This is a genomic window from Polaromonas sp., from assembly GCF_013817205.1.
Taxonomy (GTDB): Bacteria; Pseudomonadota; Gammaproteobacteria; order Burkholderiales; family Burkholderiaceae_C; genus Polaromonas.
On record NZ_JACDDD010000007.1, the window covers coordinates 1 to 14,978 of the forward strand.

12 protein-coding genes are annotated in these 14,978 nt (G+C 63.4%); 3 read left to right on the forward strand and 9 right to left on the reverse strand.

What is annotated here, in order from left to right:
* Positions 1-275 precede the first annotated feature (275 nt).
* Positions 276-530 carry an acyl-CoA-binding protein gene (locus tag H0W47_RS02815; protein ID WP_296920407.1) on the reverse strand — a complete coding sequence of 85 codons (255 nt, stop codon included), beginning with the start codon at positions 528-530 and terminating at the stop codon, positions 276-278.
* 201 nt (positions 531-731) lie between these two features.
* Here H0W47_RS02815 and H0W47_RS02820 point away from each other — a divergent pair, with 201 nt between their 5' ends.
* Positions 732-2,252 (forward strand): wax ester/triacylglycerol synthase family O-acyltransferase, encoded by a 1,521-nt coding sequence (locus H0W47_RS02820; RefSeq protein ID WP_296920409.1) that lies wholly within the window; start codon positions 732-734, stop codon positions 2,250-2,252.
* Between the two features lie 546 nt (positions 2,253-2,798).
* Here the strand turns inward: H0W47_RS02820 and H0W47_RS02825 are convergent.
* From H0W47_RS02825 to H0W47_RS02860, 8 genes are all read right to left on the reverse strand, one after another.
* Positions 2,799-3,572 carry a type III pantothenate kinase gene (locus H0W47_RS02825; RefSeq protein ID WP_296920412.1) on the reverse strand — a complete coding sequence of 258 codons (774 nt, stop codon included), beginning with the start codon at positions 3,570-3,572 and terminating at the stop codon, positions 2,799-2,801.
* 45 nt (positions 3,573-3,617) lie between these two features.
* Entirely contained in the window at positions 3,618-5,063 is a 1,446-nt protein-coding gene (locus tag H0W47_RS02830) for an amidase (protein ID WP_296920415.1), read from the reverse strand.
* 15 nt (positions 5,064-5,078) lie between these two features.
* Positions 5,079-6,578: a M81 family metallopeptidase gene (locus H0W47_RS02835; RefSeq protein WP_296920419.1), complete on the reverse strand. Its 1,500-nt coding sequence runs from the start codon at positions 6,576-6,578 to the stop codon at positions 5,079-5,081.
* The gene (locus H0W47_RS02840; protein ID WP_296920422.1) at positions 6,575-8,221 is read right to left on the reverse strand and encodes an ABC transporter ATP-binding protein; all 1,647 of its coding nucleotides are present in this window, start codon (positions 8,219-8,221) and stop codon (positions 6,575-6,577) included. The genes H0W47_RS02835 and H0W47_RS02840 overlap by 4 nt, the downstream gene beginning before the upstream one ends.
* Positions 8,218-9,105: an ABC transporter permease gene (locus tag H0W47_RS02845; protein ID WP_296920425.1), complete on the reverse strand. Its 888-nt coding sequence runs from the start codon at positions 9,103-9,105 to the stop codon at positions 8,218-8,220. Before H0W47_RS02845 ends, H0W47_RS02840 begins: the two co-directional genes overlap by 4 nt.
* Positions 9,105-10,058: an ABC transporter permease gene (locus tag H0W47_RS02850; RefSeq protein WP_296920428.1), complete on the reverse strand. Its 954-nt coding sequence runs from the start codon at positions 10,056-10,058 to the stop codon at positions 9,105-9,107. Before H0W47_RS02850 ends, H0W47_RS02845 begins: the two co-directional genes overlap by 1 nt.
* A 130-nt stretch (positions 10,059-10,188) precedes the next feature.
* Entirely contained in the window at positions 10,189-11,772 is a 1,584-nt protein-coding gene (locus H0W47_RS02855) for an ABC transporter substrate-binding protein (RefSeq protein WP_296920431.1), read from the reverse strand.
* A gap of 130 nt (positions 11,773-11,902) precedes the next feature.
* Entirely contained in the window at positions 11,903-12,568 is a 666-nt protein-coding gene (locus H0W47_RS02860; protein ID WP_296920434.1) for a helix-turn-helix transcriptional regulator, read from the reverse strand.
* Between the two features lie 90 nt (positions 12,569-12,658).
* On the opposite strand from H0W47_RS02860, the gene H0W47_RS02865 reads away from it, so the two are divergent.
* Positions 12,659-13,975 carry a sensor histidine kinase KdpD gene (locus H0W47_RS02865; protein WP_296920437.1) on the forward strand — a complete coding sequence of 439 codons (1,317 nt, stop codon included), beginning with the start codon at positions 12,659-12,661 and terminating at the stop codon, positions 13,973-13,975.
* Positions 13,976-13,993: 18 nt separating this feature from the next.
* Positions 13,994-14,971: a response regulator gene (locus H0W47_RS02870; protein ID WP_296920440.1), complete on the forward strand. Its 978-nt coding sequence runs from the start codon at positions 13,994-13,996 to the stop codon at positions 14,969-14,971.
* The last annotated feature ends 7 nt before the right edge of the window (positions 14,972-14,978 follow it).

The window sequence follows — 14,978 nt, forward strand, 5'->3', positions numbered from 1 at the left end:
TACGGACCGCGCGTTCGCGTACTTCGGGGGAAAACTTGTTTGATTTCTTCATGGCTCCATCTTCTCAAAGGTTGGAGCCTCCTCAATTCCCGGGGCGATTCATGTTGTGCTGGCGCAAGGGGCAGCGGAACATGCGGATATGGTTCGGAGTTGGGCCAGATCAGCTTGGGTAGCGTGGACGCCCCACCATGCAGTGGTGAAAGAATGGCTGGTGCGGTCTAACGTTCATAAGTGGACTCCCCCACAAGCGCAAAACTGACCGATAGTTTGGCAACTCAGCCCAACGACTCAATCAAATCCACATACTGCTGCATCGCGTCTTCCTGCGACGTGCCCTTGAGCTTGCTCCAGGCGTCCCATTTGGCGCGCGCGACCATCTCGCTGAAGCCTGGCTTTTTCTCCGTGTTGTCGCCCACGCTGCCCTGTTTGTACAGCGCGTAAATCTGTAGCAGGGTAGCGTTGTCGGGGCGCTCGCTGAGGTTCTTGGAATCGGCCATGGCTTTATCGAAAGCGGCTTTGAGGTCTGACATGAAGATGCTCCGTAGGTTGCGAAGGCCCCAGAAATTGGGGTAACTGCCCGGTATCTTAGCCACACCGTTGCTATCAGAATAGACCCTTGCCCCCACGCTTGTCACTGCGTGTACTGCGCTGCCCCCCGAGGGGGCGCATTTTTCTTGGGGCGGCCCTGCGAAAAACGGGCTCATCGCCTTTGATTTTTATCTGGAGTTTTCATGGTCACACGCGTTTCGGCCCAGGCAGCGGGCAAAAAAGTCGCGAAGAATGTACAGAAAAACGTGACGCGCGCGGTCTCCGGCACCCTGGGCCTGTCGGGCGAACGCATGAGCAAGGTGGACACCGCCTGGCTGCGCATGGACACCCCGTCCAACCTGATGATGATTGTCGGCGTCTGGCAGCTCACGCCGGGTGTCAGCCATGCGGCGGTCTGTGAGCGCATGGAGACCAGCCTGCTCAAGTACGGGCGCTTCCGCCAGCGCGTGATGGAAGACACCGCAGGCGCCACCTGGGTCGAGGACCGCTATTTCGACGTGAAGAACCACGTCATTGCGGAAAAGCTGCCCAAAAGCGCCAAAGGGCAGGAACAGGAGGTACTGCAGGACCGCGTGGCCGAGCTCGCCATGCAGCCGCTGGACCGCACACGCCCGCTGTGGCAAATCCACCTGGTCGAGGACTACACCAGCCCCGACGGCGTCAAGGGCAGCGCCATGATTGTGCGCATCCACCACTGCATTGCCGATGGCATCGCACTGATCTCGGTGACCATGTCGCTGGTCGATGGCGGCGCCGCGCCGCCCGAGCGACGCAAAAAGGAAACCGGCGGCGCCGAGGACTGGATTGCCGACACCCTGCTCAAGCCCTTTACCGACCTGACCGTCAAGGCGCTGGGCGCGGCCGGTGACGGCGCGGTGCGTTCGCTGCACCTGCTGAGCGATCCGCAAAAAGGCATGGCGGGCTCGATGGACATGGCCAAGGTCGTCTTGCAGGTGCTCAAAGACGGCGCCGCGCTGGCGCTGATGCCTGACGACTCGAAAACCCGGCTCAAGGGTAAACCGGGAACGACCAAAAAAGTCGCCTGGTGTCAGCCGATTCCGCTGGAGGAAGTCAAGGCCATCGGCAAGGCGCTGAACTGCTCGATCAACGACGTGCTGCTCAGTTGCGTGGCTGGCGCCATCGGCGAATACCTCAAGTCGCACGGCGACGATGTCAAAGGCCAGGAAATCCGCGCCATGGTGCCGGTCAACCTGCGGCCCATGGAGCAGGCCTACAAGCTGGGCAACCGCTTCGGCCTGGTGCCGCTGGTGCTACCCATCGGCGTGGACAATCCCGTAGAGCGCGTTTACGAAGTGCGCAGGCGCATGGCCGCGCTCAAGGGCAGCTACCAGCCGCTGCTGGCCTTCAGCCTGCTGGCGATCGCCGGCCTGCTGATCAAGCCGGCGCAGGACGCGATGCTGAACCTGTTCTCGAAAAAAACCACGGCCGTAATGACCAACGTGCCGGGCCCGCGCGAAAAACTGAAGTTCTGCGGCGCCACGCTGGAGCAAAGCATGTTCTGGGTGCCGCAGTCAGGCGACGTCGGCCTGGGCGTGTCCATCCTGAGCTACGGCGGCGGCGTGCAGTTCGGCGTAATCACCGACAGCACGCTCTGCCCCGAGCCCCAGCGCATCATCGACGAGTTCATTCCCGAATTTGCCAAACTATCCATCGTGACCTTGATGCTGCCTTGGGGGGAGTGAGCTGGTCTTGTAAGCTTTTTCGTGCTCTAGCCCACGACTGACGGGCGTAAGGAGCTATTGAATTCATAGCAACTCGTAGAGTCTGCAGGCATCGCGCTGTGGCACCGGCTTGCGGCGGGCAGTAGTTTTAACTCCCCACTCCCAACCCCCCGCCTCATTTGGCCGCGTGCGCTGCGCTCGCTTGCAAACATGACTGTTCGTTGGGATTCCCGCAGAAGAAGCGCTGCGCGCTTCTTCTGCTCCGGACTTTTGCCCCCGCATTAGTGTCGCCCCCACCCGTCGGGCTGGGCCGAGGAGCGGAGCCGAAAGTGGATCAGGACGGGCGATTGTCTGAGCGTAGCGAGTTCGAGCCCGGCCCCACTTTTGGCGAGCACCGGAGGTTGCCCGTAGCGAAGCGGAGGGACCCAGACCATCGGGTCGCCTTTCTTTCCGTTAGGTTTCTTTGGCGAGACAAAGAAAGGTAACTCGCCTGCCGGGGCGAGACCCGGCTTGTTCGAAGCACTCACACAGCACGGGCTTGCAAAAAAATTCGACCTGCCTCGAGGCTCAGACCTCGACCGGAAACCGCCGTGAAGCAATCTCCAGCAAACCATCAAAAATAAGCCCTTCCACCAGTTCCACTTCAATGGACATGCTGGGGGCCATCTTCCACCCCGCACCACCGGTCATGATGCATTCCGGCGCCTCACCGCAATGGCGGGTGGTGTTTTCGACCATGCGCTGCACCGCGCCGGCAATGGCAAAGGTGCCGCCACTGGTCAGGGCGTCGCTGGTGTTGGTCGGGAAGTCCTTCACGTCGCCGGTCGGCACATGCAGGCCGGCCGTGCCGGACTCGAGCGCGCGCAGCATGATGCCGTGGCCCGGCAGGATGATGCCGCCGAGGAACTTGCCCGAGGCGTCGATGACTTCGACGGTCACTGCCGTGCCCACCATCACGACCACGCAGGGCTTCTGGATCCCGCGGGCCAGCAGCCGCTGCCGCGCGCCTATCATCGCGACCCAGCGGTCGGCGCCCAGGCGTGCGGGATGGTCATAGCCATTGGTCACGCCGGCTTCCTGGGCACTCGGAATCACCCAGCGCGGCGCGACGTCCCAGAGTTCCATCTGTTCAATCACGCGGCGCTTGACCGCGTCGCCGGCGACGATGCAGCCAAGGATGTGCAAGGGGGCGGGCAGCCCGTTCCACTCATCGTCGGCGAGTTTGTCGATGTTTTCGAGAAACACAGCGCCATGGGCCAGCACCCGCGATCCCGCAACCGGGGCCTCGTACTGGGCCCACTTCAGGCGGGTGTTGCCCACGTCAAGTGCTAGAAATGTCATGTGACAGGATTATGAACACTTATGTGTGCGTGTCGGCGGGAGCCGTCACCGCAGTGACGTGAACGGCCGGCTGAAATCCACACTGCCGCCGCGCACGGCCTCATAGGCGCGTGAAGCGCGCAGCACCAGCGCATCGCCAAACATGGGACCGACAAACTGCAGGCCGATCGGCAAGCCATCGCTGGTTAACCCACAAGGCACGGTGCTGGCGGGTTGCTGGGTCAGGTTGAAGGGGTAGGAAAACGGTGTCCATCCCAGCATGGCGACAGGGTCCATGGGCGAATGGCCGGCGGGCCGTGCCTCGAAGGCCGGCACCGCGACGCTGGGCGTGACCAGCAGGTCGAAGCGCTGCATGAACAGGCGCATCTGCGAGCCCAGCGCGCCGCGTTGCAGATGCAAGCGCTGGATGTCGAGCAGGCTGAGCTTCTCGCCCAGCAGTGCCTCGGAACGAAAATCCGGGTCGGTCAGTGCCTGCTGCGCCGGGCTCAGGGTGTTCCAGACGGTCCAGGCACCCGCAAACCACAGACCAGTGGTGATCTCCAGCGGATCGTCAAAGCCCGGGTCGATCTGTTCGACGTGGGCGCCCAGTTCCGACAAAAGAGCCACGGCCTGCGCCACAGAACGGGCCACCTCCGGATGCACGTTTTTTGCATAACCCAGCGTGGGCGACCACGCAATGCGCAGGCCGCGTATGCCGCCGTCCAGCCCGTGCAGGTAATCGCTGCTGTCCGGCGGCAGCGAGGTCCAGTCGCGCGCGTCGGGCTTTTTGAGCACATTCATCATCAGCGCGGCATCAAACACGCTGCGGCTGTGCGGCCCCAGATGCGCCACCGAGCCAAAAGGCGACAGCGGGTAGGCGGGTACCCGCCCGAAACTCGGTTTGAGGCCAAAGTTGCCGCAGAAAGCCGCGGGGATGCGCACTGAACCGGCTCCGTCGGTGCCCACGGCCAGCGGCCCCATGCCGGAGGCAACAGCCGCCGCCGCGCCGCCGGAAGATCCCCCCGGTGTTTTCGACAGGTCCCGGGGATTGCGCGTGATGCCGGTACGCGGCGAGTTGGTTTCGCCCTTGCAGCCGAACTCCGGCGTGCTGGTCTTGCCGACAATCACCGCGCCGGCTTCACGCAGCCGGGCCGTGACCGGCGCGTCCACGTCCCAGGGCTGATCGACATCCACCGTGTGGCTGCCGCGCAGCGTCGGCATGCCGCGCGTCAGGATGAGATCCTTGATCGAGACCGGCACGCCGTCGAGTTCGCCGCAGGGTGCACCACCCCGCCGGAATTGTTGCCAGCGGGTTTCGCTGGCTGCGGCGGCTTGCAGCGCAGACTCCTGAGCCACCAGGCAAAAGGCCTTGAGCTGTGGATTCAGCGCATCAATCCGGGCCAGCACCGCACGCGTGGCGCCCACCGGTGAGGCCTCGCCGCTTTGATAAAGCTGCAGCAACTCGGTGGCGGTGCAGTCGGCAAGATCAGCAGGGGCAGCGGAGGGCATCATCGGGTACTCCAGACATCAGGGCCGGCGGCGCATGGCTTCCGGCAGGTTCTTCCACGGCAGGTCGGCCGGGTCGGCGGCCATCGGCCCTGCAGCCTTGGCCACAATGATGTCGGTTGTTGCATCGGCCACCAGCGGCGTGAAGTCGGCGCGGAAGTGGTTGGAGCTTTTGACCACAATGATTTTCATGGCTTCGGGCGTGATGCCGACCATGCGGAACAGTTCGCGGTCCAGCATCTGCATCTGCCCGCTGGCGACGGCCACGAGAATGCCGTCGATTTCGAGGCAGGCGCAAGGCCCGAGCGTGGCGGCCATGCCGGTCATCATGGCACCCCTGAGCGTCACCTGGCCGTCGCTCACAGCGCGCACCTTGAACTCGCCCTGCACCGGCGGATCGCTGTGCTGGCCGGTGAAGGTCGGCACCGCTTGCCCGAGACTGAGGGAGACGCTGGCGCCCACGCCGACGGCCCACGCGGCCTGCGCGGCAGCGGGGTCAAACAGCAGACCCAGGGCGACTTGGCCCGGGAACTGCCGGCCCGCGCCCTGCGCGAGCAGCGCATGCAACAGGCCGGTGGTGTTGCTGCTGCCGCCGGCGCCCGGGTTGTCTTGGGTGTCGGCGATGACCAGCGGCTTGTTCATCCCCGCTGCGCGGGCCAGCACATGCGCGACCGCATCCTGCGCCGGCAGGAAATCCAGCGTCCATTGCGCGGGCTCGGCGACCCGCGCATACAGATGTGCCAGCGCGTCCGGCGCACGCTCACCATGCGCCCAGACCATGGGACCGCACTCGTCGAAGTCGGAGGCTGGAAAGCCCATGCAAAAACTAAGGCGCACATCGAACTGTTTATCGGCGGCTGCAAGCGCTTCGTACAGGCCTTGCGCAGGCGCCATCCAGGTGCTTTGGGCGTTCAGCGGAATCAGGAAAGGCAGGCGCCGGAACTGGACATCCTCTTTGCGGCCAAGCGCCATGCGGCGCGCCAGCAGGTCGGCTGCCAGCTCACCGGTGGAGGCCATGTCGATGTGCGGGTAGGTGCGGTAGGCGACCAGTGCATCTGCCTGCGCCAGCATGGCTTCGGTCACATTCGCGTGCAGGTCCAGGCTGGCGACAATCGGCAGGTCCGGCCCCACCAGGGTGCGGATGCGGGTGATCAGTTCACCCTCGGTGTCGGCCACATGTTCTGCCACTCCGGCGCCGTGGAGGTCTAGGTAAACGGCGTCGAAGCCGCCTTGTGCGACATCGGCCAGCACCTCGGTGCAGATGCGTTCAAAAGCCTCCTGTGTCACATAGGACGACGGCGAGGCGCCGCACCAGCTGCCGGGCAGCACCTGCCAGCCGCGCGCCTGGGCGGCGGCGATGAAACCGCCGGCCGGCAGATTGACGCCGGTGAGCTGGTGCAGCATGGTCTGGCCCTGCATGAAAGCCGGGAACACATCACCGCGATTAAAGGCAGCCCAGTCTGCCTTGGTGGGCGCAAAGGTGTTGGTTTCGTGCTGGTAACCGGCGACAAGGATTTTCAAAAAGTAGCTCCGGGCGCGGCGTCCAGCAGCCGGCGCGTGTAGTCGTGTTGGGGGTGGGCGTACAGCTGGGCCGTTGGCCCTTGCTCGACAATTTTTCCCTGGTGCATCACGATGACCCGGTCGCACAGTTGCGCGGCCACCCGCAGGTCATGGGTGATGAAAAGCAGGCCCAGTCCGAGTTCGGCCTGGATCTCGCGCAGCAAGGCGAGGATTTGCGCCTGCACACTGACGTCGAGCGCGCTGACAGCTTCGTCCGCAACCAGTACGCGCGGCCGACAGGCCAGGGCGCGGGCAATCGCGATGCGCTGGCGCTGGCCACCCGAGAATTGGCTGGGGTAACGCTGCAGGCCTTCGGCCGGTAGCCGGACCTTGTCCATCAAAAGGACTGCGAGCGCCGTCGCTTCTGCGTGACTAGCTCCGAAATTGATAGCACCCTCGATGATGGAGTCACCGACCTTGCGGCGCGGGTTCAGCGATCGATTGGGGTCCTGAAATACCACCTGGACCTGGCTGCGCAGCGGCCGGAGCTTGCCTTCGCTGAATCCGGCGACATCGATCAGCGCGCTGTCCGCGTCCTGGCCGGGCGGTCGCCACAACACATGGCCGGCGGTCGGGTCGATCAGGCGGATCAGGCAGCGCGCCAGCGTCGATTTGCCGGACCCGGACTCACCCACCACACCCACGGTTTCGCCGGCCGATACCGCCACCGACGCGGCCTGCAGCGCATGGGTCAGGCGTTGGCGGCCCAGCCAGTCGCGCGCGACATAGGTCTTGCTGACCTCTTGGCCGCGCAGCAGCGGTGTACCGAGCGGCGCCGGACGCGCAGGCGGTGGCGTCATGCCGGGCACCGCGCCGAGAAGCATTTTGGTGTAGTCGGCCTTGGGGTTGCGCAGCACCTCGTCACGGGTGCCGTACTCGACGGCCCGCCCCTGGTTCATCACCAGCACCTCGTCGGCAATGTCGGCCACCACGCCCATGTCGTGCGTGATGAACAACACGGCGCAGCGGTGGCCGCCCGACAGGCCGGCCTGCAGGTCCTCGATCAGCTTGAGAATTTCCTTTTGTGTCGTGACATCAAGCGCCGTGGTCGGCTCGTCGCAAATCAGCAGGGCCGGCTGCAGGATCACCGCCATCGCAATCACGATGCGCTGGCGCTGGCCGCCCGAGAGCTGGTGCGGGTAGCTGCGCATCATGCGTTCGGGCTCGGGCAGCTTGACGCGTTGCAGGATGTTCAGCACCGCCTCGTTGCGGCGCTTGGCATTCCAGTCGGTGTGCTGTCTGAGCAGCTCGTCGATCTGGTCGCCGCAGCTCATCACCGGATTCAGCGCCGTCATCGGCTCCTGGAACACCATGCCCATGGCCTGGCCGCGCAAGGCGCGCAGGCGCTGCACGCTGGCATCGAGCAGGGACTCCCCCTGCAGCACAATGCGGCCCGGACCGGGCTTGAGCTCGCGCGCCAGCAGCCCCATCACCGCCGTGGCCATGACCGACTTTCCGGAGCCGGACTCGCCGACTACACACAGGGTCTGCCCGGCGTGAATGCGCAGGCTGATGTCTTCCACCGCGTATGCACGGTCGCTGCCCGGCGGCAGGGCCACATGCAGCTTGTCAATGACGAGGATGGGCGCGGTCTCGGTACTCATGAACCGCGTTTCGAAAATTTGGGATCAAGCACGTCGCGCAACCCGTCGCCCAGCAGGTTGATGGCCAGGACGGTGGGCACCAGGAACAGCGCCGGAAACAGCACGTTGCCCGGGTACTGGGTGAACTGCACCCTGCCCTCGGCCATGATGTTGCCCCAGGTTGGAATATCGGCAGGCAGACCCAGCCCCAGGAAACTCAGGATGGCCTCGGTCAGCACCGCCGACGCGGCGACAAAGGTTCCCTGAACAATCAGCGGCGCCATGGCGTTGGGCAGGATGTGCCGCCACAGGATCACCGGCGTCGGCGTCGCCAGCGCACGCGCGGCTTCCACAAACGGCTCCTCGCGCAAGGTCAGCACCATGGAACGCACCAGTCGTGTGACGCGAGGAATTTCCGGAATCGCGATGGCCACCACCACCGTCCACAGCTGTGCGCCCAGCGCCGCCACCAGCGCTATCGCCAGCAGGATGGCCGGGATGGCCATCAGCCCGTCCATGAAACGCATCAGCACCGCGTCGACGATGCGGAAGTAACCCGCCAGCATGCCCAGCAGCGCGCCGACACCGATGGCCACCACGGCGGTGAAAGCTGCCACCAGCAGCGAGGTGCGCGTGCCGAAAAGCACGCGGCTGTAGATGTCGCGGCCGAAGTTGTCAGCGCCCATCCAGAACGTGTGTTGGACCACTGTGCCGTCGAGCTGCGCAAACTCGCCGCGCACACCTGACGCGGTGTTGATGTGCGCCGAATCCATGGCCGCCGGGTCCACCGTGCCCAGCAGCGGCGCCAGAGCAGCCACAAGCAGCAACAGACCAATCACGCTGGCGCCGAAACGAAAGGCGCTGTTGACCCAGAGCCTTCGCCAGAGAAGCTGACCAGCGCCCATCAGTAACGAATCCTCGGGTCGAGAAACAGGTAACTCACGTCCACCAGCAGGTTGACGCCCACATACAGCAGGCTGAAAAACAGCACTAGGCCCTGGATCACCGGAAAGTCGCGGTTCAGCACTGCATCAACCGTCAGCGAACCGAGGCCGGGGATTGAGTACACCGTCTCCGTCACCACCACACCGCCGATCAGCAAAGCCACACCGATGCCGATCACGGTAACGATGGGGACTGCGGCATTGGCCAGGGCATGACGCATTAACACTGCGGATTCGGTCAGCCCCTTGGCACGCGCGGTGCGGATGTAATCCTCGGTGAGGGCCTCGGACACGCTGGCGCGCGTCACCCGCGCGATCAGCGCGACATAAATCATGGCCAGCGTAACCCAGGGCAGCACCAGTTGCCTGGCCCAGGTCCAGACACCCCCGCCGTCGCTGCCGAACAGGCGCCGGTACCCCTGCACCGGAAACCAGTCAAGCTGCACGGCAAACACGTAAATCAGCAGGTAGCCAGTGACAAAGACCGGAATGGAAAACCCGGCGACGGAAAAGCCCGACAGCACCCGGTCCAGCCAGCCGCCCATACGCCAGGCCGCGATGGTGCCCAGCGGCACCGCCACCAACACCGCCAGCACCAGCGTGCCGGCCGCAAGGCTCAACGTGGGCTCCAGGCGCTGCGCGATAAGCTCGGTCACGGGCTTGTTCAGGTAAAAGGAATACCCAAGGTCGCCCTGCAACACACCGCTGAACCAGATCCAGAACTGGACCAGCAGCGGCTTGCTCAGGCCCAGAGTCTCCCGGATTTTCTCGATGTCTTCGTTGGTCGAGTTGTTGCCGGCAATCACGGCCGCCGGATCCCCCGGCGTGAGCCGCAGGATCAGGAACACCACGACGGCCACCACCAGCAAAACAGGGATGGTGGCGAGCAGGCGCTGCAGCAGGAATCTCAGCATGGCCGACGGCGCCAAGCAACGTGGCGACCACTCTTTTTAAGCAGGGGCCGCGGATCTGGCTTTGCCAGTCCGCAGGCGCAGCGCCCCCTCGGGGGGCAGCGACGACACGTCAGTGCGGAGCGTGGGGGCACTAGTTCTTTTTGATGTTCCAGTACACCTGCGCACCGCCGGGCACGAGGCCGGAGATGTTGCTGCGCAGCGCCGCTGGATTGTTGTATTGGCCCAGATGCACATGCGTCGCGGTTTCAATCGCACGCAACTGCAACTGCTCGGCCAGCTTCTTCTTCTCGACCTCGGTGCTGGCTTGGGCAAACTTGACTTTCAAGTCCTCGATGACCTTGTCATCCTGCCAACCGAACCAGCCCTTGTCGCCAGTGGCATTGAGCATGGCCATGGTCAGCGGGTTCTGGATGTCACCGGCGGTCCAGGCCGTCATGAAGGCGTTCCAGCCGCCCTTGTCTGGTGCATCCTTCTTGGCGCGGCGAGCCAGCAGCGTGGACCAGTCCGACTGCTGCATGTCGACCTTGAAGCCAGCCGCTTCGAGCTGCTGCTTGGCAACCAGCGGCAACTTGGCAATCGAGGCCAGGTCGGTAGGCCGCATCAGCACGATGGGTTCGCCCTTGTAACCGGCCTCGGCCAGCATCTGTTTGGCTTTGGCAGGATTGGCCATGCCGGTGTAAATGCCGGTGTTGTCACTGGCGTAGGGCGTGCCGCAGGGAAACATACTCTTGCAGTATTTGTACATGCCGGGCGCCCCCACCTGGGTCTTGAGGAAGGCTTCCTGACCCATGGCAACCATGGCCGCCTGGCGGATCTTCACGTTGTCAAACGGCGCATGCAGGTGGTTGAAGCGGAAGATGTACTGCAGGCCGGCTGGTTGGGCGTCCACGATCTGCACGTCCTTGGCCGCCTTGAGCGAGGCGTACTGCTCAAAAGCCGGCTGCTCGACGATGTCCACCTCGCCGGCGATCAGTGCATTGAACTGGGTCTGCGGATCACGAATGATGATCCACTCCACGCGGTCCAGGTAAACGTTTTTGCCGCCTGTGGTGCCATTGGGCACTTCACTGCGCGGCTTGTATTTGTCGTTCTTGACATAAACCAGCTTTTCACCGGGCTTGTATTCCGACGTGACAAACTTGTAAGGGCCGGAGCCGATGTTTTCCTTGATCTGCTCGCTGCCCGGTGTGGCCGCGATGCGCGCCGGCATGATGAAAGGCACGTTGGAAGAAGGTTTGCCCAGGGCTTCGAGCATCACCCCGAAAGGCTGGTTGAACTTCAGAATAAAGGTTTTCGCATTGGCCGTTTCGTAACTGGCCAGGCTTTTGGCCATGACCCCGCCGAAGCTGTCACGGCTGGACCAGCGCTTGAGCGAAGCCACCACATCTTCGCTGGTGACCGGTTTGCCGTCATGAAACTCCAGGCCGTCGCGCAGGGTGAAAGTCCAGACCGTGTTGTCCTTTGAAGCCGAGTAGGTGTCGACCATCTGCGGCTTGACTTTGCCTTCCAGGTCAGTGCCAAACAGGGTGTCGTAAATCATGTAGCCGTGGTTGCGCGTCACGAAGGCCGTGGTCCAGACCGGGTCCAGGATGGTGATATTGGAGTGCGGCACCACTTTCAAGGTTTTCGCCTGGGCTTGGGCAGCGGCAGGCAGCATCAGGGAGGACACCAGCGCAGCAGAAGTGGCCAGGGCAACAAGGGATCGACGTTTCATGGCAAATTTTCCTTAGAAACAGGGGGTGGAGCAGTCGGGCAACAATCACACGGACTGTTTACGTAATGTAACCATAGCCGACGTGCAATATTCAAGCCACAGGGAAACACTGGATAAAACGGCACCTGCCTCAGATCACACCCAGCCAGCAGGCCCGCTGAATTGCCGCCATTTTGTTGTCCACCCTGAGCTTGGCCATGGCATTGGCCATGTGGTAGTTGATGGTACGTTCGGTGCAACGCAGGCGCTCACCGGTCTGACGCGCGGTCATGCCCTCAAAGGCCAGCGCCAGGCATTCGCTTTCACGCGGGCTCAACGGACTGCTGGCCGCCGCCATGGTGCGCTTGAACAAAGGCCAGATGTTCAGGGCCGACCAGACCAGCGCCGCAGCCTCGGCGCGGTCATGGAACTGGCGCGGACTGAACATGAAACATTCAAAGGCGCGGCCGGATGGCAAGGGGAACTCGACCCGCACCACGCTCTGGAATCCGTGGGCCAGCCACAACAGGCGCCAGCGGTCAACGCCGGCGCCCGAGTTGGCGATGTGCTGCCAGGCCACCAGCGGCGCATCGGACTCCCGCCAGGGCGCCCCAAAATCCCGACTTTCGGCCAGTGAGGCGGCCGGCTCCTGCAGGCGAGGGGGATGAACCGCCACCACCACCCGGTCCTGGCGCCGACCGAAAGGATCGGGGCCCAGCACAACCACCGCCTCGACCGCATATTCACGCAAGGCAGAAATCCAGTCTGCCAGCATGCTGTCCAGCGCAACACTGTCAAAGTTGACAGGGGATGGCATATTCGGTTTCTCTCCAGAACTGTGACAATGTGTCGAGTGATGTTCCCAGACTTATTCATGAACTCCGGAGTACCTGCCAGGATCAAGCGCATGCTTAACGCAGTCTGGCGCTACCCGGGCCTGTCGGGACGCCTGTCGACCCGGATCAAGGCCGAGCTTCAGGAGCAGATGATGCTTATTTTGCACCCATCGCCCTGGCGCTTGCGTTGGCTGGGACTGTTCACACTGGTCGGGCACCCGTTGTTCGGGTGGATCTGGGGCCACTGGCTGCCTCAGCCGTATGAGCACCCCGGCCTGCGCACGGTGATGGGCGCCATGGGGCTGCTGCTGATCTCCGAGAGCATCGCCAACGACCCGTCGAGCAAACTTTCTGCGCGAGTTTTTTCTCTGGTGTTCTGGATACAGCTGCCGGTTTTTTTCAGCTGGATGTATCTTTGCAACAGCGGCAACACGGTCTGGCTCGCCAGCTTTTGCGCGATGGTGCTGATTTATTACCACCTGACCGACTGGCGAGTCGCCACGCTGGGCACCGTCAGCGGGGTATTGCTTGCCGGGACGCTGTTTCATTTTTTCGGACCATCGGTGCTACCCATGGACGAACAGCAGCAAACCATCAATGCAGTGGTCATCATTTTCTGCTGGTCCAGCGCCCTGCTGCTGGGCATCTCGTCGGCCAACCTGCGGCGCGAACACCTGCAATACACGCTCACTACCATGGGGATCATGGCGCACGAATTGCGTACGCCGCTGGCCACCATCTCGCTGATCGGGGACGCCGTACGCAACGAGAACCAGAACGCCGGGGAGGCAAATGGGTCCCAGCAACTTGATCAGCTGGTGGTACGGCTGCATGGCCTGGTGCGCAACATGAACCAGCAAATCGACACGCAGATCGCCAATGCAAGCCTGTTGCGCCTGCCGATGCACAGGGAGACCGTGACCGCTGCCGCGCTGCTGCGCAACGTCGTCAAGGACTATCCCTACCGCAACTCGCGCGAGCGCGAGAGTGTGACCCTGGTGCTGCGCAAGGACTTCTCGTTCGAATCGTCATACCGGCTGTTCGCCCAGGTCATCAACAACCTGCTGAAGAACGCATTCCGTTCGCTGGCAGCCGTCAGCTCGGCACCCAAGCCCGGCGACCTGCGCATTGAAATGGGGGTGATCAACGGCGCCGGACGCATCGTCATCACCGACCAGGGTGTCGGCATCCCGCCAGAATTGCAAGCCCGCATCTTCGAGCCCTTTTTCTCTACCGATCACGGCACCGGTCACGGCCTGGGGCTGGCCTTCTGCCGGCAGGTGGTACAGGGCGCCGGCGGAACCATTCGCGTGAAGTCCGAACCCGGTCGCGGCGCCATCTTCATCATCGAAATGGCGCCCGTTGACGAGAGCGCATTCCGGCCCTGACTACTATCCAGGCACCCCATGAGTTTTCCACTGTTTCGCCGCCCCGGTGCCATCGTTTTTCTCGACGATGACCCCGACTATCTTGAGATGCTGGCCATGGTGTTGCCCCGGCAATGGCACATCAAACTCTACCTGCGGCCGCAAACCTGCATCCACCAGTTGCAGCAAGAGCCGCCCCTGTGGGAAGCTGATGCCTGGGCGCAGCAGGAAATCATCGACAACTGGCGCGCTGGCAGCCCGCTGATCCCGCAAATCCTGCAGTACTGGGCAGCCCAGGGGCAGCGCTACGACCTCAGCCAAGTTTGCGTCTTTGACTACGCGATGCCCGGCATGGACGGGCTGCAAGCCCTGTCCGAACTCACGGACTGGTCCGGTGGCCGCATCCTCCTTACCGGTCAGGCGGACGAGCATGTGGCGGTCAGCGCTTTCAACCGGGGACTGATTGACCAGTTCATTGCCAAACAGACACCCGACATTTCGCAACACCTGATCTCGGTGGTACAGCGCATGCTGGACCGGCCCCAGTTGCGGCACTCCCAGACCTGGCGGGCCGCGCTGACACAACCGCAACATGCATTGCTGCAGGTGCCGTCGGTGGCCCGGCAACTGAGCGCGCTGGCAGCCAACCACTGGGTAGAACATGTGGTGATCGGGCAGCCTTTCGGCATCCTCGGCATGGAAGCCGGTGGCGGTGTCAGCTGGCTGCAGCTGGAGTCTGCTTCCGGGCTGGTCGAGCTGGCCGAGCTGGCCGAGTCACAAGGCGTCGATGCCAAAGCGGCGGCCGGCATCCGGGAGGGGCGTCATCTGGTGGACCTGGAACTTCAGCAGGCGCTGGGGCGCAGCGATGGCCCACGACTGCTGCCGGCGTTTTCCATCGGGCACGAGGGCGCGGTGCTGGCGGCGCTGTTTCCGCTGGACATTCCAGCCAGTCAGCGCGGCTGGGTTGGCTACAAACACTGGCTCAAAAAAACAGGGCCACGCAAGGTGCAGGATTAGGGAAGCG